This window comes from Methylobacterium sp. NPDC080182 (genome assembly GCF_050281105.1).
Classification (GTDB): Bacteria; Pseudomonadota; Alphaproteobacteria; order Rhizobiales; family Beijerinckiaceae; genus Methylobacterium.
In genome coordinates, this window is sequence record NZ_JBNNWO010000022.1 from 17896 (window position 1) to 36170 (window position 18275).

The following is an 18275-nucleotide window of genomic DNA, read 5'->3' on the forward strand; positions in this document are numbered from 1 at the left end:
CGGGCGCTCCGTGGCCACGGAGGCAGATCGGGTTCTCGCTGATCGACGGTGCGGCGGGTACAAGATCAGGGATGACGGAAGGCCTGCCGCGCTCGGCTGGTTTCACCGGCGGTCACCCCGATTCCCTTGTCCTCGGCCGGGATCGCGGTCTCAACATTCCCGAGACGGAGCTTAGCCCAGGAAGATGGCGAGCAGTTCGCCGGGGACTGTCGCCGTGCGCGGACCGCCTGTAAGGGCCCGCGCCCGGCGGCAGGCACATCCGCGGAGTGCCTCAGTCGCGCGCCGCCTCGACGCTGGCGCGATCGACCACGGCGCGTAGCGCCTCACCGCCCTCCATGGCGAACCAGGCCCGCAACATGTCCGTCGTCTCCGGCGTGTCGCCGGGCCGCTCGCGGAACAGGTCGGCGCAGCGAGCCAGCTCGCGCGCCACGAAGATCTCCAGGAAGGCCGCACCGCGGGTTCTCGCGAGTTCGGCGAGAGCGTCCTCCAGGACGCGCCGCATCATCTCGCCGACCATGGCCGAGATGTAGACGGCCTCCGCGCTGCCCTGTTCGGGCTCGTTCAAGCAAGTCTCCGATCTGCCCGGACGCGACCCCGAACTGAACAACGGGCAGACGATAAAGGCGGGTCCCGAGGCCGAAGCCTCGGGTTCTGTTGCTAGGCGTACCCACGCCCCGGAAGATTACGCCGCGAGGCGCATCTCCATGCCGACGTTGTCGTTGGCATTTAGAGTTTTGGTCAGGTGCCCGGAACGAGGGTTGCCCGCGCCGAGCCGGTCGAGTCCTTACCGAAAGCCGCATCTTACCCTGCCGAGGCAGGGCAGAACTCGCGATCCCTTTACCGCCCAGTCGAACCTGTTTCACCCCCAGCAGAAGCACCCTGGCAGCGCGCGATCCGCAACGCCGGACGCTCGCCCTCGTCCCCGCGCGGTATCCGGGGCAAGATGCTTCTGGTGGAGGCGCCGGGTACCGCCCCCGGGTCCTGAAGCGTTATTACGAACCGGTCATCAACCTCGCAGCCACCGTAACCCATCCCGGCCCGCCGGTCCATCGCGTGCACGCAGCGATCCTGGCCGGACATCGGTGGCGCCGCGGCCGCCGCGTGCCCATATGCGTGCGATCCCTCCGCGCAATCCCGTGCTCTGGGCCACGAAGCGGAGGCCGAGATGGCACGCGAACTCAAGACCGGCAAAGCGCAGGGCGTCACGCCCGAGGACTTCAACGAGCGCGTGAAGCGGCTCCTCGCCGACAAGCCGGATCCCCGCAAGGCCGAACCGGCACGGAAGAATTTCAAGGTCAACAAGCCGCTCGTGCGGAGCTGACAGGCCGCTTCGGAGACGTTCGCCCGGCAGCGAACGTCTTCTCGGAACCCCGCGCGTGCTCGTGCAGGCATCGCAGGCATGGCAAGCTACGAGGCCGCAGCGCGGAGCGCCTCGGGATCCCTATATCTGCGCGATCAGTGGAACGGCTCAGGAGGAGCGACGATGGAAACCGAGAGGGCGGTGCTGGCCGGTGGTTGCTTCTGGGGCATGCAGGACCTCATCCGGCGCCAGGAGGGCGTCGTGTCGACCCGCGTCGGCTACACGGGCGGCGACGTGCCGAACGCGACCTACCGCAACCACGGCACCCATGCCGAGGCCATCGAGATCATCTACGACCCGGCGCGGACGAGTTTCCGGCGCATGCTGGAATTCTTCTTTCAGATCCACGACCCGACGACGCCGAACCGCCAGGGCAACGACAGGGGCCCGAGCTATCGTTCGGCCATCTTCTACACCGACGAGGGCCAGCGCCGCGTCGCCGAGGAGACCATCGCCGACGTCGACGCTTCCGGCCTGTGGCCGGGCAAGGTCGTGACCGAAGTGGCGCCGGCCGGCCCGTTCTGGGAGGCAGAGCCGGAGCATCAGGACTACCTGGAGCGGCGTCCCGACGGATATACCTGCCACTTCATCAGGCCCAACTGGGTGCTGCCCGCGCGCGCGCCCGCCACGCAGAGCGCGTAGGCTTATCGGGCCGAGGCCGCCGGACAGTCGGCGGTCTCGGGCCTCACGGTCGCGACGGTACCGCCGGCGGCCGCCGAGACGCGCCGGTCGTGATGCTGGCGGGCTCGCGGGCCGAGGCGCGTCCGACCGCTGATGGACCGCCGCGTCGCGGACGCAATTCCGTCCGGCGGTGGTTGCGCGCGCCGCACCGCGCGAGCGACGAAGTCGCCGACGAGGCCCGGTGCGGTCAGCCCGCGAGTTCGGGCCTCGTCCGTCCGCCGAGATAGGCCGACCGGATCTCGTCGTTGGCCCAGAGGGCGTCGGGGGCGCCCTGCAGGACGAGCCGGCCCGTCTCCAGCACGTAGCCTCGATCGGCGACCGAGAGCCCCATCCGGGCGTTCTGCTCCACCAGCAGCACGGTGGTCCCGCGGCGGCGCACCTCGGCGATGATCGCGAACACCGCCTGGACGATCACGGGGGCCAGGCCGAGCGAGGGCTCGTCGAGGAGCAGGATGCGGGGCTTGGCCATCAGGCCGCGCGCGAGGGCCACCATCTGGAGTTGGCCGCCCGACAGCGTCCAGCCCAGGGCGTCGCCGAATCGGCGGATGTCCGGGAAGAGGTCGAACATCGCCTCGACCTCGTCGCGCAGCGCCCGCTTGCCGAGGCCGGCGCGGTTGGACGCGCCCAGCATGATGTTCTCGCGCACCGTGAGCCCCGGGAAGACCCGGCGCCCCTCCGGGACGTGGGCGACGCCGAGCCGCACGATCGCCTCGGGCTTCAGGCCCTCCAGCGGCCGCCCTTCCAGCAGGATCGTGCCGGCGGCGGGCCGCACCAGCCCGGAGATCGCCTTGAGCGTCGTCGACTTGCCGGCTCCGTTGGACCCCAGCAGCGTCACCACCTCCCCGGCGCCGACCGAGAAGGACAGGCCGCGCACGGCCTCGATCTCGCCGTAGCGGACGACGAGGTCGCGGATCTCGAGGAGGGGCGTGGCGGGCGTCGTCATCGCTGGGGTCACGCCGGGGCGAGGTCGGTCTTGAGGCTCGCCGCGGGACCGGCGGCGGCGTCCTCGCCGAGATAGGCCTGGATCACCGCCGGCTCGCGCAGCACGGTCGCCGTGACGCCGTCGGCGATGCGGCGGCCGAAGTTCAGCACGGTGATGTGGCTCGCCACGTCGCTCACCAGCGTCATGTCGTGGTCGATGATCAGGATGGTCAGGCCCTTGGCGGCCATCCGGCGCAGGAGCACCGTCAGGGCGTTCTTCTCGCTCGAATTGAGCCCCGCGGCGGGCTCGTCGAGGAGCAGCAGCACGGGGTTGCCGGCCAGCGCCCGCGCGATCTCGATCAGGCGCTGGTGGCCGTACGAGAAGCCGGAGATCGGCTCCTGCGCCCGCCCCTCCAGCCCCACGAAGGCCAGAGCCGCCCGGGCGCGGGCCTCCAGCCCCGCCCGGTCGCGCGCGCCGAGCGGGTTGTTGGGGCGCTCGGCGCCGATGACCACGTTCTCGAGGGCGCTCATGGAGCGGAACAGGCGGATGTTCTGGAAGGTGCGGCCGATCCCGGCCGCCGCCCGCCGGTGCGGGGACAGGCGCGTGACGTCCTGCCCGGCCAGCCGCACGGTGCCCTCCGTGGGGCTGTAGAGGCCGGACAGGACGTTCAGCGTCGTGGTCTTGCCGGACCCGTTCGGACCGATCAGCGCGTGGATGCCGCCCCGCGCCACCGTGAAGCTCACCGCGTCCACGGCCTTGAGGCCGCCGAAGTGCTTGGACAGGTCCGACACCTCCAGCATCGGCGCCGCGGAGGGCTCGCCCTGGCTCAGGGTCAGTTCGGCGGCGGGTGGTGGGACCGGGCGGGCCCGGCGCAGCCGCCGGACCTGGTCGCCGAGGAAGCCCCAGATCCCGTCGGGCATGAACACCACGATCAGGATCACCGCGAGCCCGTAGATCGCGAGGTAGAGCCCGGGGATCTCCTTGAGGAAGCGGAGCCATTCCGGGATCAGGATCAGCAGGGCCGTGCCGATCACGGCGCCCACCGGCGAGCCGACGCCGCCGAGCAGCGCCATCGTCAGGAAGACGATCGACTCGGCGAAGGCGAACTGGTCCGGGCTGATATAGGTGAAGCTGCCGGCGAACAGCCCGCCGCCGAGCCCCGCCAGCAGCGCCCCGAGGGCGAAGGCCGCGACCTTGGTACGGTAGATGTCGATGCCCGAGACCCCCGCCGCGAGCTCGTTGTCGCGCACCGCCCGCATGGCGCGCCCGAGCCGCGTCCGCGGCATGTGCCAGACGAGCCAGCCGACGACCGCCAGCACCAGCACGCACAGGGCGAGGTAGCTCTGCCCGTCCGCGAACAGGGCCGGGCGGCGGATGTTCGGCACGCCGTCGGGCCCGTGCGTGACCGGGATCCAGTTGGTGAGGACCAGCGTCAGGATCTGCTGGAACGAGATCGTCACCATGGCGAGGTAGTGGCCGCCGAGCCGCAGCGTGGAGGCGCCGAGCGCGGCGCCCAGCACGACCGCGAGACCGAGGCCGGTGAGCAGGCAGATCCAGAAGTTCAGGCCCCCGTCGACCGTTCCGAGCCCGACCGCGTAGGCACCGATCCCGAAGAAGGCGGCCTGGGCGAGGTTGATCTGCCCGCACAGGCCGAGCACCACGGTGAGGCCGATCACCGCGATGGCGTAGGTCGCCGCCTGCATCAGGATGTTGAGGGCGTAGCCGCTGAGCGGCGTCGTGGCGGCCAGTGTCACCAGGGCGGCGGCCAGGACCGCGTAGGCAAGGCTCCCGAGGGGCAGGCGGCGCGGCGGGGGCGCGGGAGCCGCTGCGGCCGGGCCGGCGACGGTGGAGGGGCGACCGCTCATGCCTTCTCCGCCACGCGCTCGCCGAACAGGCCCTGCGGGCGCACGACCAGGAACACCACCAGCACCAGGAACGCGAAGGCGTCCTTGTAGGGGACCGAGATGTAGGCCGCCCCGAAGGTCTCGATGATGCCGAGCGCGAGGCCGCCGATGATCGCCCCGGTGACGTCGCCGAAGCCGCCGATGATCGTCGCCGCGAAGGCCTTGAGGGCGATCGTGGCCCCCATCTGGATCGACACGAACAGCACCGGCGCCACCAGGATGCCGGCGATGCCGCCGAGCACCGCGCTGTACACGAAGGTCAGCATGATCATGCCGGCCACCGGGATGCCCAGGAGGGCGGCCATCTCCTTGTCCTGGGACGTCGCCTGAAGCTTCTTGCCGACCAGAGTGTGCTCGAAGAACCAGTACTGGAACGCCACCAGGGCCGCCGTCACCGCGATGATCAGCAGGTACTGGCTGTCGAGGAAGACCGGCCCGAGCAGGAACCCTTGCGTCTCGAAGACGGGCGGGAGCACCTGCGGCTGCGGCCCGTAGAGGGCGAGCGTCGTGTTCGCCAGGAAGATCGAGGCGCCGATGGTCGAGATGATCACCGGCAGGTAGCTGCGGTGCCGCAGCGGGTAGTAGACGCCGAGATTGAACAGGGCGCCGAGCAGCGCCATCCCGCCGAGGGTCAGGAGAAGGGAGAGCCAGTAGGGCCACTGGAGGTCGACGGCGAAGACCACCATCAGGAAGGCCGCCACCATCGAGAACTCGCCCTGCGCGAAGTTCACCACGTTGGTGGCGCGGAAGATCAGCACGAAGCCGAGCGCCACCAGGGCGTATACGGAGCCGATGCCGATCCCGGTGAAGAGGAGCTGCAGGATCAGGTCCATGCGGTCCGCACTCTCGCCTCCTCCTCCGGATGTCGTTCACGCACCCCGAACACGTCGGCCGGCTCACCCTTGGTAGAAGTCGATCCGCCGGTCGAAGACGATGTTGCCCTTGTCGTTGCGCACGACGTTGTAGCCGTGCAGGCCGTCGCCGTTCTTGTCGAAGTTGTAGGTTCCCTCGGCGCCCTCGTGGCCGCGCACCGCCAGGATCGCCTCGCGGACCGCCTGCGGGTCGGTCTTGCCCGCCGCGTTGATCGCCTTGGCCAGCACCGTGACCGCGTCGAAGGTCCAGGAGGACTGGTTGTCGGGCGCGATCTTCATCGCGGTCCGGTAGGCCTTGCCGTAGGCGCGCGCGGCGTCGCCCGACTCCTCGGCGTAGTCGGCCACGCCGTAGGTGCCGTAGAGGGACGGCCCGGCGAGCTTCAGGGCGGTGACGTTGGTGATCGAGGGCGAGCCGACCCAGGGCGCGGTGACGCCGAGCTGGCGCAGCTGCCGGGCGAAGATGCCGATGTCGTTCTCGAAGGTGAAGTACGAGCCGATCACGTCGGCGCCCGACTGACGGATCGCCAGCACGACCGGCGTGAAGTCCTGGCTCTGGTTGGTGTAGCCCTGGTCGAGGGCGACCGTGGCACCGCCCTTGGCGAGGCTCTCGGTCAGCGCCTTGGCGCCGCTGGTGCCGAAGGCGTCGGTGGAGTGGATGATCGCCCACTTCTTCTTGCCCAGCCCGTTGACGCCGTGCTCGGCGATCACCCGGGCCGAGAAGGTGTCGTTGGGGCGGAAGCGGAACAGCCAGGGATTGCCGAGCTGCGTCAGGACCGGGTCGGTGCCGCCGAAACAGACGGGTTTCCCCGTCTTCAGGATGTCGGGCGCCATCGCGTGGTTCTGGGTCGAGCGGATCGAGCCGAGGAAGCCGACGAGGTCGCCCTGCGACGCCAGTTTCGAGAAGGCGAAGACCGCGCCGGGATTGGTGGTCTGATCGTCCTCCGTGACGATCTCCAGGGGCTTGCCGAGCACGCCGCCGGCCTTGTTGACCGTCTCCAGGGCGATCTTGGCCCCGGCGAGCGCGTAGCGGCCGGCATCCGCGCCGGGCCCCGTCACCGGGAGCACCATGCCGATCCGGACGGTCGACCCGGCGCCCTGAGCGCAGGCCGAGCGGATCACCCCCGGCGCCAGGCCGCCCGCGACTGCGGATGCGGCCCCCGTCAAGAAAACGCGGCGCGTCGTCCTCATTGGCGTATCCGTCCCACCGCCGATGCTCGGGCCCGGCGTTGGCGACGATGGTCCCTATTCCGCGCGCCGATGTCTATCCTGCAAACCTTCGATGCTCAGCTTAGATGAGAAGAAGCTCTCGGATCGTCACTCGACCGCTTTCGCTGCGGTGCGGCGAAGGCGAAGACGATTACGGCGAGGCTCCGCCCGCATTCATTCTGTCCTGACGCGCGCTCGGAACGCGAAGATCCGAATAGGCGCGATCCGGAATGTGTACTTTCAGGCAGAGCTCCGGCGTTCCTCTGCGGCGCGGGCGAGCGCAACAGGCGCTATAGGATCAGTGTACGCGCGGGAGAGGCCTGACGCGACCGGCGCATTCGGCGAGGAGGCGCTTCCGTTTTCCAGCGAACCGTTGCACCGTCGAGCTTCCAGCACGGGGCATCGCGGCCTGAAGCGCGCGCGGCGTACGAGCGGGCGCGAGCCCGCCTCAACCGCGACCGGCCCCGTCATCCAGTCGCGAGGCCGAACCTCCCATGGCGCCCATCATCACGACGGTCGAGGATCTGCGGCGGGTCGCGAAGCGGCGGGTGCCGCGGATGTTCTACGATTACTGCGATTCCGGTTCGTGGACGGAGTCGACCTACCGCGCGAACGAGGCCGAGTTCGCCGGCATCAAGCTCCGCCAGCGCGTCGCGGTCGACATGACCGACCGTACCCTCGCCACGACGATGGCCGGTCAGGCCGTCGCGATGCCCGTCGCCCTGGCGCCGACGGGGCTCACGGGCATGCAGCACGCCGACGGCGAGATCCTGGCGGCACGGGCGGCGGAGGCGGCGGGGGTGCCGTTCACGCTGTCGACGATGAGCATCTGCAGCATCGAGGACGTCGCGGAGAACGTCAGCAAGCCGTTCTGGTTTCAGCTCTACTTCATGCGCGACCGCAGCTTCAACGACCGCCTCATCGACCGCGCGAAGGCGGCGGGCTGCTCGGCTCTGGTCCTGACGCTGGACCTCCAGATCCTCGGGCAGCGCCACAAGGACATCCGCAACGGCCTGTCGGCCCCGCCGCGGCTGACGCCGGGCACGGTCCTCGATCTCCTGACCAAGCCCCGCTGGTGCTGGTCCATGCTGCGCACGCAGCGCCGGACCTTCCGCAACATCGTGGGGCACGTGGACGGCGTGCGGGATACCCGCTCCATCTCGGCCTGGACGGCGGACCAGTTCGACCCGCGCCTGGACTGGGACGACGTGCGGCGGATCCGCGACCGGTGGCAGGGTCCCCTGATCCTGAAGGGCATCCTGGACGTCGAGGATGCCGAGAGGGCGACCGCGACCGGGGCCGACGCGCTCATCGTCTCGAACCATGGCGGGCGGCAGCTCGACGGCGCCCCCTCGTCCATCGCCGCGCTTCCCGGGATCGCGGACGCGGTCGGCCGGCGCGTCGAGGTGCTGATGGACGGCGGGATCCGCTCGGGCCAGGACGTGCTGAAGGCCGTCGCCCTGGGCGCGAAGGGCGTGTTCATCGGCCGCGCCTTCCTCTACGGGCTCGGCGCCTACGGCCAGGCCGGCGTCGCCCGCTCCCTGGAGATCATCCGCACGGAACTCGACATGACGATGGCCCTGTGCGGCCATCGCGACATCCGCGCCGTCGACCGGTCCATCCTCTGGACGCCCTCAGCGCAGGAGACCCGGGAGGATGCGCTGCCCGTGCGGCGCATCGGGCCCTGACGGCGGGCGACCACCGGTCCGATCCGGACCTTCACGGTGTCGCGGTTCCCGATCCGAATCCCTCGCGGATCGCGCGTCGCCGCGGCCGAGGCGTTCCAGCGCGGCACCGGGCCGGGGGCCTCGTGCCGCGCCCGAGCCACAAAGACAACGGCGCAGCGACCCGTGGGGTCGCTGCGCCGCTGGATCGGGCCGCCGAGGGGGGAAAGACGGCCTGCTGAATTCAATATGCCAGAAGAGCCGTCCGGGAGGTGCGCCCGAGCACATCCAAAAGGATGTGGCGCGGCAGCGACAGAGATCGGCCATCACCTGTGGACAGCGCGAAGCGCCCTCGATCCGTCAAGGTTCAGGAGCGAGCGTGATGCCCTCACCACCGATCCGACCCAGCCATGTTCGCCAGCCCGCACGCCTTCGTCCTGCACCATCGCGAGCGCCTCGCCGTGCTCGTCTCCTCGGCCCTGTTCCTCGCGGGCGCGCTGCCGCTGTTCTGGGCCATCGGCTGACCGTTCAGGCCCGCCGCGCTGACCGAGCGTCCGGGCACGCTGTCCCGGCGCCCCGCATCGTGTCCGGCCTATCGACGCCTTCGAAGCAGGGCGCCGCTCCGCTCGGAAGGCGTCGCGGCCCGGGGAGGCTCAACGCGGCTTCGCCGGTCCGCCCGGCGCCCAGCCGTGGGCCTGGATGGCCGTCGTCAGCTTGCCCTGCATCTCGGGCATCACCGACTGGATCCATTGCTGCATGCCCGCGAGCTGGATCTGAGCGAGCTGCGGCTGGGCCGCCGCGAGGCGCTTCCCGGCGGGGGTCGCGTAGAAGGCGGCGATGGCCTGCAACTCGTCCTTGTTCAGCACGGTGGCGAAACCGCGCGCCTGGATGTCGAGCAGCTCGTCGTAGTGCGCCGTGAGCGTCGGCATGACGACCTCCTGCACCAGCACCTGCGCCTTGTCGGGCTCCTTGATCCCGATCTGCTGCATCATGCCGATCATGGGGGCCGCCATCGAGCCGAGCGTCGCGGCGCGATCACCCTGCATCTGCGCGACGGTCTCCCGGGCAACCTTCAGCAGGGCCGGATCCGGCGCGGTCGTGGGCGCGGGCTTCGGGGCCGGTTGTGCCAGTGCCGCACCGATCGGGAAGGAGGTCAGGCACAAACCGACGACGAGGGCAGAGAAGCGCATGGCGGTCCCGTTCACGAGCGCCGCGCGGTCCACAAGGCCGCGCGGCCGGTCCGGGTAGCTACCACAGCTCCGAACAGGATCGATGACAGCGCCGGATCGCCCGGCACCGCGTCGCGCGCGGCGGGCCCTGAACTCGGGGTGCCGATCAGCACCGAGATCCGGCGGTCGCGGGCTCATGGTGTCCGCATCGAGGAATGGGAGGACACCATGCGTCAAACGTTTCTGCGGACCGGCGGTGCGGCCGCGCTGGTCGCTCTGGCACTCTGCGCCACCCCGCCGGCCGCTCAGGCGCGCGGCATCGGCGTCGGCGGCGCCGTGGCGCTGGGCATCCTCGGCGGCGTCGTGGCCGGCAGCGCCATCGCGTCCGCCAACAGCGGGTACTACCCGGGTCGCCCCGTCTACGCCGCGCCCGACCCGTACGGCGCCTGCCACTTCGAGCGCCGCGCGTACATCGACCCGTACGGGTACGAGCACGTTCGGCGGATCGAAGTTTGCGAGTAGGCCGAGCCCCGTCCCGGAGATCGCGGAGCGGCGACCCGGCGTCGCCGCGCGCGGCCTCGCCCGCTAGGCCCGGCCTGATCGCAGGCGTGCGACCTCGCTCGGCCCGATCTCCAGGTAGAAGCGGATCGCATCGTCGACGAGTGCGTCGGGCGTGACACCCGCCGCCTTCGCGGCCCGAGCGACCTGGAGGCCGAGCGCGAGGTCGATCCGCAGGTCGGCGCCCCGGCTCGACGGCGCCGGTGCGGCGGTCGGGGCCGGTACGGGCGCGGCGCTGCTCCGCGACTCGAGCTTGCCGAGCTTCGCTTCGCGACGCCCCCTGTGGACGAGCGCGTCGGCGCGCTCGTTGAGGCGGTCGCCGGCATGCCCCCGGACCCAGGTCCACTTCACGTCCCGCGCCGCGTTCAGTTCGTCGAGGCGCTTCATGAGATCGACGTTCTTCACGTCACCCGTCGTCGAGCGCCAGCCCCGCGCCTTCCAGCCGCGCATCCACTCGGTCACCGACTTGACGACGTACTGGCTGTCGCACCGCATCTCGATCGCGGCCCCGGCGGGGAAATGCTCGAGGCCCTTGATCGCGGCCGTCAGTTCCATCCGGTTGTTGGTCGTGGTGCCGGGCTCCCCGCCGCACAGCTCGATCGTGCCGTCCGGGGCCGCGATGACGACGCCCCACCCCCCCGGCCCGGGGTTCGGGTCGCAACCGCCATCGGCATAAACGATCGTTCGCATCGTGGCGTCAGCCCTCTCGTACGAGTGGTCGGTGGACGGGCGCCATCGAGGCCCGACATCGGCCGACCGATGGTCGCCCCGGCCCGAGCCGGCATCGCCGGCGAGCGCGGCGGCACCTCTAGCACCGATCGCGCGCCGCGGCAGGGCCGGGTGAGGCGCGCGTCGGCGAACGAGCGGCGTCCCGAAGGCCCGCGCCGACGGGCGGGCCCGGTGCTGGCGACGAAGGCGCATTCGTGTGAAACGCGCCGCACGGACGGAGATCGATATGCGCCGGAATGGCTGAGGATGGGATTGCCGATTCGGGCCGCGCCTGGCGTCGGCTCGCCGCGGCGACGGCGCTCGGCACGGTCGGAGGCGTCGGCATGTGGTCGGTCGTCGTCGTGCTGCCCGCGGTTCAGGCCGAGTTCGGGGTCGATCGGGCGGCGGCCGCCCTGCCCTATACCCTCACGATGGTCGGCTTCGCGGTCGGCGGCCTCCTGATGGGCCGGCTCGCGGACCGCATCGGCATCGTGCCCCCGCTGCTCCTCGGCACCGTCTGCCTGGCCCTCGGCTACGGGCTCAGCGCCCTCGCGACGAACCTCTGGCAGTTCGCCCTCGTGCACGGCGTGCTCGTCGGGGCGCTCGGCAGCTCGGTCGCCTTCGGACCGCTGATGGCCGACGTGTCGCGCTGGTTCTGGCGCCGGCGAGGGCTCGCCGTCGCGCTGTGCGCGTCCGGCAATTACCTCGCGGGCACGCTCTGGCCGCCGGTGGTGGAGCGCGCGGTCCACGCGTACGGCTGGCGCGCGACGCAGGCCGGCATCGGCCTGTTCTGCCTCGTCGCCATGCTGCCCCTCGCGCTGGCGATGCGGGGCCGGCCGCCGCGGGCTTCGGCGACGCGCGCGGCCGGTCCGCAGGCCGTGACGACGCTGTCGCCCGCAGCGATGCAGGGCCTCCTCGTCGTGGCCGGCACCGCGTGCTGCGTGGCGATGGCGATGCCGCAGGTCCACATCGTGGCGTATTGCAGCGATCTCGGGTACGGCGTCGCCCGCGGCGTGCAGATGCTGTCGCTGATGCTCGGCTTCGGCATCGTCAGCCGGGTCGCGTCGGGCTTCGTCGCCGACCGGATCGGCGGTCTCGCGACGCTGCTGGCCGGTGCGCTGCTGCAGGCGGCGGCGCTCGCGCTCTACCTCGCGTTCGACGACCTGACCTCGCTCTACGTGATCTCGGCCCTGTTCGGCCTGTTCCAGGGCGGCATCGTGCCGGCCTACGCGATCATCGTGCGCGAGTACCTCCCGGCCGAGGAGGCCGGGGCGCGGATCGGTGCGGTGCTGATGGCGACGCTGGCCGGCATGGCGCTCGGCGGCTGGCTCACGGGGGCGATCTTCGACGCCACCGGCTCCTACCGTGCGGCGTTCGTCAACGGGCTGGCCTGGAACGCCGTCAACGTGGCGATCGTGCTGTGGCTGATCCACTGCCGTCGGGCGCGCACGAGTCCGGCCGCGCTCTGAGGGCTCCGGACCCGCCCCCCCGGGATCTCGGGCCGTCCCGCCGGTCGCGGCTCCGCGCGCGTCTCACGCGTGCGCCTTCCCCGCGGGTCACGGCGCGGCCGATCCCGCCGCGGGCACGGGCAGCACGTCTGGCCGGAAGAACAGGCCCGCCTTCAGGCTGTCACCGATGCGGTGCGCGCGCTCGATCAGGAGGGCGGCAGGTTCGGGCGGGAAATGGGCGGAGGCCGTCTCCCCGAACAGGTCGAGCCACCGCGCGAAGTGCTCGGGCTCGAGGCGGCCCAGCGCGAGATGCTTGCCGAACGGGTTACCCTTGTAGCGGCCTGACTTGAAGAGGACCGAGGACCAGAACGCCCGGACGGTCTCCATGTGCCGCGGCCAGTCCGGGTCGGGGATCGCGGCCGCGAAGACGGGTCCGATCAGCGCATCGCCGCGCACGTGCCCGTAGAAGGCATCGAGAAAGCGGGCGAGGCTGGCTTCGTCGAGCGCGACATCGGGCATGATCGTGAGATGCCGGCAGACCCCGCTCTCTTCAAGGGGGATCGGACGGCCTCCGGATCGGAGCCGGAGGGGACGGCGCGCGTCAGGCCTCGGCCGACGCCGGGCGCGGCCGCCATTGACGGCGGTATCGCGCCACAATAAATGATGGTCATAATTATTTTGGGCGATCGGCTGCGACGGGGCTCGGTGATGGACGCGCGATGGGTGATCGGGTTCGCCGGCTTGGCACTCGCGGCATGCTCGCCGGCCGAGACCGCCGTCACGCCGGAGCCGCCGCTGGTGCAGACCGTCGCGGTCGCGCCCGCCTCGGCGGCGGTGGCGCGCTACACCGGCGTGATCCGGGCGCGCACCGAGAGCAACCTCGGCTTCCGGGTCGGCGGCAAGATCTTCGAGCGCCTCGTCGACCCGGGCGACCACGTGCGCCTCGGCCAGCCCCTGATGCGGCTCGACCGGACCGACTTCACCCTGGCGCTCAACGCGGCCCGCGCCTCGGTCGAGGCGGCCCGCGCGCAGATGATCAAGGCCCGGGCCGACGAGGAGCGCAGCCGCAAGCTCGTCGGCGACGGGTGGACCTCCAAGCAGACCTACGACCAGAACAAGGCGGCCGCCGACGCGGCCATCGCCCAGTTCGCCAACGCCGAGGCGCAGGCGAGCCAGATCGCCAACCAGGCCGGCTATTCCGAGCTCCAGGCCGATGCCGACGGGGTCGTGATGGAGGTGCCGACCGAGCCGGGCCAAGTCGTCGCCGCCGGGCAGACGGTGGTGAAGCTCGCCCGCGACGGCGCGCGCGAGGCGGAGGTGTTCCTGCCGGAGGGGAGCCGGCAACGCGCGAAGGGCACGGCGTCGGCCACCCTCTACGCCGAGGGCGAGACGACCTACCCGGCCAAGCTCCGGGAATTGTCGGCCACGGCCGATCCGGCGACCCGCACCTACCGCGCCCGCTACATCCTGTCGGGCGGGGGCGAGGCCGCGCCCCTCGGGGCGACCGTGACGCTCCAGCTGATCCCTGCCCAGGGGCAGGCGCGGGCTTCGGTGTCCGTGCCGCTGGGGGCCCTGTTCGACCAGGGCGGCGGCTCGGCCGTCTGGCGCTACGACGCCGAGACCCAGACCGTCGCGGCGCAGCCCGTCACCGTCGCGCGCCTGTCGGAGGAGACCGCGGAAGTCGCCTCGGGCCTGACGCCCGGTGACCGGATCGTCGCGCTCGGCGCCCATCTGCTGAGAGCGGGCGAGAAGGTCCGTCAGGCCGACGCCAGCGTCGTGGAGGCCGGCCGATGAACGCCTCCGGCTTCAATCTCTCGGCCCTGGCGGTGCGCGAGCGCGCCGTCACGCTGTTCCTCCTGCTCGCCGTCACCGCGGCCGGGATCTTCGCCTTCGAGAAGCTCGGGCGCGCCGAGGACCCGACCTTCACGGTCAAGACCATGGCGGTCTCGGCCGCCTGGCCCGGCGCGACCACCGACGAGATGCAGCGGCAGGTCGCCGACCCGCTGGAGAAGCGGCTGCAGGAGCTCGTCTACTACGACCGCGTCGAGACGACCGTCCGCCCCGGCCTGATGCTGATGAAGGTCTTCTTCAAGGACAGCATGCCGCCGGCCCGGCTCCAGTCGGAATTCTACCAAGCGCGCAAGAAGCTCTCCGACCAGGCCTCCGGCCTGCCGCGCGGCGTGCTCGGGCCGCTGTTCAACGACGAGTTCTCGGACGTCTACTTCGCCCTCTACGCGCTCCAGGCCCAGGGGCTGCCGCACCGGCATCTCGTGCTCCGCGCCGAGGAGCTGCGCCAGCGGCTGCTGCGCGTGCCCGGCGTCGAGAAGATCAACATCCTCGGCGAGCAGGCGCAGAAGATCTTCGTCGAGGTCTCCTACCAGCGCCTCGCGACCCTGGGCATCACCGGCCAGCAGCTGCTGGCGGCGCTCGCCAACCAGAACGACGTGACGCCGGCCGGCTTCGTCGAGGCCGACGGCCCGCGGGTCTACCTGCGCCTCGACGGCGCCATCGACGGCCTCGACGCGATCCGCGACCTGCCGGTGGCGGCCGGCGACCGCAGCCTCAAGCTCGGCGACATCGCCGAGGTGAAACGCGGCTACGAGGACCCGAAGACCTTCGCGATCCGCAACGACGGCGCGCCGGCCCTGGTGCTCGGCCTCGTGATGAAGCCGGGCTTCAACGGACTCAGCCTGGGCGAGGCGCTGAACGCCGAGGAGGTCGCGATCCATCGCGATCTCCCGACCGGCATCACCTTCACGAAGATCACCGACCAGGCGAGGGTGATCGACGACGCCATCCACGAGTTCATGGTGAAGTTCTTCACAGCGCTCTCGGTGGTGATCTTCGTCAGCCTCGTGGCGCTCGGCTTCCGGGTCGGCATCGTGGTGGCGCTGGCGGTGCCGCTCACCCTCTCGGCCGTGTTCGTGGTGATGATGATCACCGGCCGCGACTTCGACCGCATCACGCTCGGCGCGCTCATCATCTCACTGGGCCTCCTCGTCGACGACGCCATCATCGCCATCGAGATGATGGTGGTGCGCATGGAGGAGGGCGCCGACCGGGTCTCGGCGGCGACCCATGCCTGGAGCGCCACCGCCGCGCCGATGCTGACCGGCACGCTCGTCACCATCGCGGGCTTCCTGCCGGTGGGCTTCGCCGCCTCCACGGCGGGCGAGTATGCCGGCAACATCTTCTGGGTGGTGGCCTTCTCGCTGATCGTCTCGTGGGTCGTGGCCGTGACCTTCACGCCCTACCTCGGCGTCAAGCTCCTGCCGAACATCGAGACGGTCGAGGGCGGCCACGCCGCGATCTACGCCACGCGGAACTACCAGCGCCTGCGCCGGGTCGTGCGGCTCTCGGTCGACCACAAGTGGATGGCCGCAGGCATCACCGTGGCGCTGTTCGCCGCGGCCGTCGTCGGCATGGGCAAGGTCGAGAAGCAGTTCTTCCCGAACTCGGAGCGCTCCGAGCTCATCGTCGAGGTGACGCTGCCGACCGGGTCCGCCTTCGCGACCACCGAGGCCAGCGTCCGGAAGGTCGAGGCGGCCGTGCGCGCGCTGCCCGAGGCGGGCGAGATCACGAGCTATATCGGCCAGGGCATGCCGCGCTTCGTGCTCTCGTTCGACCCGGAGCTGCCGGACCCCGCCTTCGCGCAGATCGTCGTCCAGACCGCCGATTCCCACGCCCGCGACGTGCTGCGCGGTAAGGTGCGCCGTCTCGTGGACGACGGCCGCTTCCCCGAGGCGCGGGTGCGGGTGCTGCAGATCGTGTTCGGGCCGCCGGTGCGCTTCCCCGTCGCCTTCCGGGTGGTCGGACCCGACCTCACCGTCATCCGGGGCATCGCCGCGGAGGTGCGCGACGTCATGATGGCCAACCCCAACATGCGCCTCGTCCACCTCGACTGGGGCGACAGGACGCCGACCCTGCACCTCGCCCTCGACCAGGAGCGCCTGCGCCTGATCGGCCTGACGCCGAAGGAGGCCGGCCAGCAGCTGCAGAGCTACCTCAACGGGACGCCGGCGACCCAGGTCCGCGAGAACCTCCGCTCCGTGGACGTGCTCCTGCGCAGCCCCGGCCCCGAGCGCCGCTCGCTCGGCGACATCGGCGACCTGACGCTGGCCACGCGGGACGGGCGGCAGGTGCCGCTCTCCCAGGTCGCGCACCTGGAGAGCCGCAACGAGGACGCGGTGCTCAAGCGCTACAACCGCGAGACCTACATCCGCGTGCAGGGCGACGTGATCGACGGCAAGCAGCCGCCGGACATCCACGCGCAGATCGTCCCCGAACTCGCGGCCATCAAGGCGAGGCTGCCGCCCGGCTACCGCATCGACACGGCCGGCTCGGTGGAGGAGAGCGAGAAAGCGATGAAGGCGCTCGTCACGGTCTTCCCGCTGATGCTGATCGTGACCCTGACGGTCATCATGCTGCAGGTCCGCTCGTTCACCACGATGTTCATGGTGTTCGCGACCGCGCCGCTCGGCCTCGTCGGGGCGGTCCCGACGCTGCTCGTCTTCCACCAGCCCTTCGGCTTCAACGCCATCCTCGGCCTGATCGCGCTGTCCGGCATCCTGATGCGCAACACGCTGATCCTGGTGGACCAGATCCACCACGACCGGGCGGCGGGCCTGTCGGACTACGAGGCCATCGTCGAGTCGACGGTGCGGCGGGCCCGACCGGTGATCCTGACGGCCGCTGCCGCGATGCTCGCCTTCGTCCCGCTGACCCACTCGGTGTTCTGGGGGGCGCTGGCCTACGTGCTCATCGGCGGCGTCGGCGTCGGGACCCTGCTGACCCTGCTGTTCCTGCCGGCACTCTACGCCCTCTGGTTCCGGGTGGCGCGGGACGCGCGCGCGCCGCGGACCGCACCCGGCCCCGCACCGGTGCCCGTGCCGGCCGAGCCCTGACCCGGCCGCCCCCCACCGATGCCCCGCTCGGGGCATCCCGCGATCGCGCGCTCGGGTCCCGGGCGCGCGGTGCGTCGACCGGCCCGCGCTTCGCCCCCTCGCCCGGGCCGGTCGGCAGCCCTGAACGGCCGCCGCGGCGCGACCGCGACGCCGCTCTCCGCCCGGCCTCGGGCATCCGCGGCTCGCCGTCCCTTCAATAAATGACATCTCGCATCTATGTGAGGAGGCGGAGCGGAGGACGGTACGATGCCGAGGGTCTCGCAGGAGCAAGCCAAGCTGAACCGCCAGCGCGTGGTCGAGGTCGCCTCGGCCCTGTTCCGGGAGCGCGGCCTGCACGGTATCGGCGTCGTCGACATCATGGCGGCCGCGGGCCTGACCCATGGCGGCTTCTACGGTCAGTTCGCCAGCAAGGATGCCCTCGCTGCGGAGGCGTTCGACGCGGCGATCAGCGCCGAGTACCGGGCCAACCTCGACGCCTTCATCGAGAATTACCTCTCCCTGGGGCATGTCCGCACGCCGGGGAGAGGCTGCCCCGTCGCGGCGCTGGTGAACGACGTCGGGCGTGAGCCGCCCGGAAGCGCCTTGCGGGCGCGGTTCACCCAGGGGGTCAAGGGGCTCGCCGGTCTCATCGCGGACAGGCTGCCCAGAGCGTCGAAGGAACGCCGCCGGCAGCGCGCCCTGATCGCGCTGTCGACCATGGTGGGGGCGGTGGTGCTGGCCCGGGGCGTCGACGACGAGGCCCTGGCCGGGGAACTGCTCGAGGCGGCGCGCTCCACGATCCCGGGCTGAGCCGGTCCGAGGCGGCACCCGGCTCGGGCCGCCTCACCGCCGGGACGGGCACGGGCGATGCGACGGCCCCAGATGCCGCGATGGCGCGCG

General features: G+C 71.2%; 16 protein-coding genes and 1 other RNA gene. 8 read left to right on the forward strand and 9 right to left on the reverse strand.

Features of this window, described 5'->3' with window-relative positions; genetic code table 11:
• Positions 1-271: 271 nt before the first annotated feature.
• Positions 272-565, reverse strand: a complete 294-nt coding sequence (locus ACQKQD_RS28910; RefSeq protein WP_056530538.1) for a hypothetical protein — start codon at positions 563-565, stop codon at positions 272-274.
• 264 nt (positions 566-829) lie between these two features.
• Positions 830-1002: a transfer-messenger RNA gene (gene ssrA, locus ACQKQD_RS28915) on the reverse strand.
• Between the two features lie 163 nt (positions 1003-1165).
• Between ssrA and ACQKQD_RS28920 the strand changes: the two genes are divergently transcribed.
• Together ACQKQD_RS28920 and msrA are read left to right on the forward strand one after the other, a co-directional pair.
• Complete coding sequence (locus tag ACQKQD_RS28920; RefSeq protein WP_020094893.1) at positions 1166-1321, forward strand: hypothetical protein; 156 nt, start codon at positions 1166-1168, stop codon at positions 1319-1321.
• A gap of 162 nt (positions 1322-1483) precedes the next feature.
• Entirely contained in the window at positions 1484-2002 is a 519-nt protein-coding gene (gene msrA, locus ACQKQD_RS28925; RefSeq protein ID WP_026605211.1) for a peptide-methionine (S)-S-oxide reductase MsrA, read from the forward strand.
• A gap of 226 nt (positions 2003-2228) precedes the next feature.
• Here msrA and ACQKQD_RS28930 read toward each other — a convergent pair whose 3' ends face one another.
• The 4 genes from ACQKQD_RS28930 to ACQKQD_RS28945 all read right to left on the reverse strand — a co-directional run bounded on the left by ACQKQD_RS28930 (position 2229) and on the right by ACQKQD_RS28945 (position 6927).
• Positions 2229-2984, reverse strand: coding sequence for an ABC transporter ATP-binding protein (locus ACQKQD_RS28930; protein ID WP_020094895.1), 756 nt, complete (start codon positions 2982-2984; stop codon positions 2229-2231).
• An 8-nt stretch (positions 2985-2992) separates the two neighbouring features.
• A complete protein-coding gene (locus tag ACQKQD_RS28935) occupies positions 2993-4828 on the reverse strand; it encodes an ABC transporter permease subunit (protein WP_427510273.1) in 1836 nt (611 codons plus the stop codon).
• The gene (locus tag ACQKQD_RS28940) at positions 4825-5700 is read right to left on the reverse strand and encodes a branched-chain amino acid ABC transporter permease (RefSeq protein ID WP_012329745.1); all 876 of its coding nucleotides are present in this window, start codon (positions 5698-5700) and stop codon (positions 4825-4827) included. The genes ACQKQD_RS28935 and ACQKQD_RS28940 overlap by 4 nt, the downstream gene beginning before the upstream one ends.
• A 63-nt stretch (positions 5701-5763) precedes the next feature.
• The gene (locus ACQKQD_RS28945) at positions 5764-6927 is read right to left on the reverse strand and encodes an ABC transporter substrate-binding protein (RefSeq protein WP_427510274.1); all 1164 of its coding nucleotides are present in this window, start codon (positions 6925-6927) and stop codon (positions 5764-5766) included.
• Positions 6928-7439: 512 nt separating this feature from the next.
• On the opposite strand from ACQKQD_RS28945, the gene ACQKQD_RS28950 reads away from it, so the two are divergent.
• A complete protein-coding gene (locus ACQKQD_RS28950) occupies positions 7440-8633 on the forward strand; it encodes an alpha-hydroxy acid oxidase (protein WP_427510275.1) in 1194 nt (397 codons plus the stop codon).
• Positions 8634-9262: 629 nt separating this feature from the next.
• On the opposite strand, the gene ACQKQD_RS28955 is transcribed toward ACQKQD_RS28950, so the two are convergent.
• Entirely contained in the window at positions 9263-9799 is a 537-nt protein-coding gene (locus ACQKQD_RS28955) for a DUF2059 domain-containing protein (protein WP_100251818.1), read from the reverse strand.
• Between the two features lie 207 nt (positions 9800-10006).
• Between ACQKQD_RS28955 and ACQKQD_RS28960 the strand changes: the two genes are divergently transcribed.
• Complete coding sequence (locus ACQKQD_RS28960; RefSeq protein ID WP_056530937.1) at positions 10007-10300, forward strand: hypothetical protein; 294 nt, start codon at positions 10007-10009, stop codon at positions 10298-10300.
• Between the two features lie 63 nt (positions 10301-10363).
• On the opposite strand, the gene ACQKQD_RS28965 is transcribed toward ACQKQD_RS28960, so the two are convergent.
• Entirely contained in the window at positions 10364-11026 is a 663-nt protein-coding gene (locus ACQKQD_RS28965; RefSeq protein ID WP_020094902.1) for a ribonuclease H family protein, read from the reverse strand.
• A gap of 275 nt (positions 11027-11301) precedes the next feature.
• Between ACQKQD_RS28965 and ACQKQD_RS28970 the strand changes: the two genes are divergently transcribed.
• Positions 11302-12513, forward strand: a complete 1212-nt coding sequence (locus ACQKQD_RS28970) for an MFS transporter (protein ID WP_427510276.1) — start codon at positions 11302-11304, stop codon at positions 12511-12513.
• Between the two features lie 87 nt (positions 12514-12600).
• On the opposite strand, the gene ACQKQD_RS28975 is transcribed toward ACQKQD_RS28970, so the two are convergent.
• On the reverse strand, positions 12601-13011 hold the full coding sequence (locus ACQKQD_RS28975) for a group III truncated hemoglobin (RefSeq protein ID WP_427510277.1): 411 nt from the start codon (positions 13009-13011) through the stop codon (positions 12601-12603).
• Between the two features lie 189 nt (positions 13012-13200).
• Between ACQKQD_RS28975 and ACQKQD_RS28980 the strand changes: the two genes are divergently transcribed.
• The 3 genes from ACQKQD_RS28980 to ACQKQD_RS28990 all read left to right on the forward strand — a co-directional run bounded on the left by ACQKQD_RS28980 (position 13201) and on the right by ACQKQD_RS28990 (position 18185).
• Positions 13201-14286, forward strand: coding sequence for an efflux RND transporter periplasmic adaptor subunit (locus tag ACQKQD_RS28980; protein ID WP_056530554.1), 1086 nt, complete (start codon positions 13201-13203; stop codon positions 14284-14286).
• Positions 14283-17396, forward strand: coding sequence for an efflux RND transporter permease subunit (locus tag ACQKQD_RS28985; RefSeq protein WP_427510278.1), 3114 nt, complete (start codon positions 14283-14285; stop codon positions 17394-17396). Before ACQKQD_RS28980 ends, ACQKQD_RS28985 begins: the two co-directional genes overlap by 4 nt.
• Positions 17397-17642: 246 nt before the next feature.
• Positions 17643-18185: a TetR/AcrR family transcriptional regulator gene (locus ACQKQD_RS28990; protein WP_020094907.1), complete on the forward strand. Its 543-nt coding sequence runs from the start codon at positions 17643-17645 to the stop codon at positions 18183-18185.
• The last annotated feature ends 90 nt before the right edge of the window (positions 18186-18275 follow it).

Coding starts and splice junctions, on each gene's coding strand:
- ACQKQD_RS28920 (WP_020094893.1), top strand. CDS start 1,166: ATGGCACGCGAACTCAAGACCGGCAAAGCGCAGGGCGTCACGCCCGAG.
- msrA (WP_026605211.1), top strand. CDS start 1,484: ATGGAAACCGAGAGGGCGGTGCTGGCCGGTGGTTGCTTCTGGGGCATG.
- ACQKQD_RS28930 (WP_020094895.1), bottom strand. CDS start 2,984: ATGACGACGCCCGCCACGCCCCTCCTCGAGATCCGCGACCTCGTCGTC.
- ACQKQD_RS28935 (WP_427510273.1), bottom strand. CDS start 4,828: ATGAGCGGTCGCCCCTCCACCGTCGCCGGCCCGGCCGCAGCGGCTCCC.
- ACQKQD_RS28940 (WP_012329745.1), bottom strand. CDS start 5,700: ATGGACCTGATCCTGCAGCTCCTCTTCACCGGGATCGGCATCGGCTCC.
- ACQKQD_RS28945 (WP_427510274.1), bottom strand. CDS start 6,927: ATGAGGACGACGCGCCGCGTTTTCTTGACGGGGGCCGCATCCGCAGTC.
- ACQKQD_RS28950 (WP_427510275.1), top strand. CDS start 7,440: ATGGCGCCCATCATCACGACGGTCGAGGATCTGCGGCGGGTCGCGAAG.
- ACQKQD_RS28955 (WP_100251818.1), bottom strand. CDS start 9,799: ATGCGCTTCTCTGCCCTCGTCGTCGGTTTGTGCCTGACCTCCTTCCCG.
- ACQKQD_RS28960 (WP_056530937.1), top strand. CDS start 10,007: ATGCGTCAAACGTTTCTGCGGACCGGCGGTGCGGCCGCGCTGGTCGCT.
- ACQKQD_RS28965 (WP_020094902.1), bottom strand. CDS start 11,026: ATGCGAACGATCGTTTATGCCGATGGCGGTTGCGACCCGAACCCCGGG.
- ACQKQD_RS28970 (WP_427510276.1), top strand. CDS start 11,302: ATGGCTGAGGATGGGATTGCCGATTCGGGCCGCGCCTGGCGTCGGCTC.
- ACQKQD_RS28975 (WP_427510277.1), bottom strand. CDS start 13,011: ATGCCCGATGTCGCGCTCGACGAAGCCAGCCTCGCCCGCTTTCTCGAT.
- ACQKQD_RS28980 (WP_056530554.1), top strand. CDS start 13,201: ATGGACGCGCGATGGGTGATCGGGTTCGCCGGCTTGGCACTCGCGGCA.
- ACQKQD_RS28985 (WP_427510278.1), top strand. CDS start 14,283: ATGAACGCCTCCGGCTTCAATCTCTCGGCCCTGGCGGTGCGCGAGCGC.
- ACQKQD_RS28990 (WP_020094907.1), top strand. CDS start 17,643: ATGCCGAGGGTCTCGCAGGAGCAAGCCAAGCTGAACCGCCAGCGCGTG.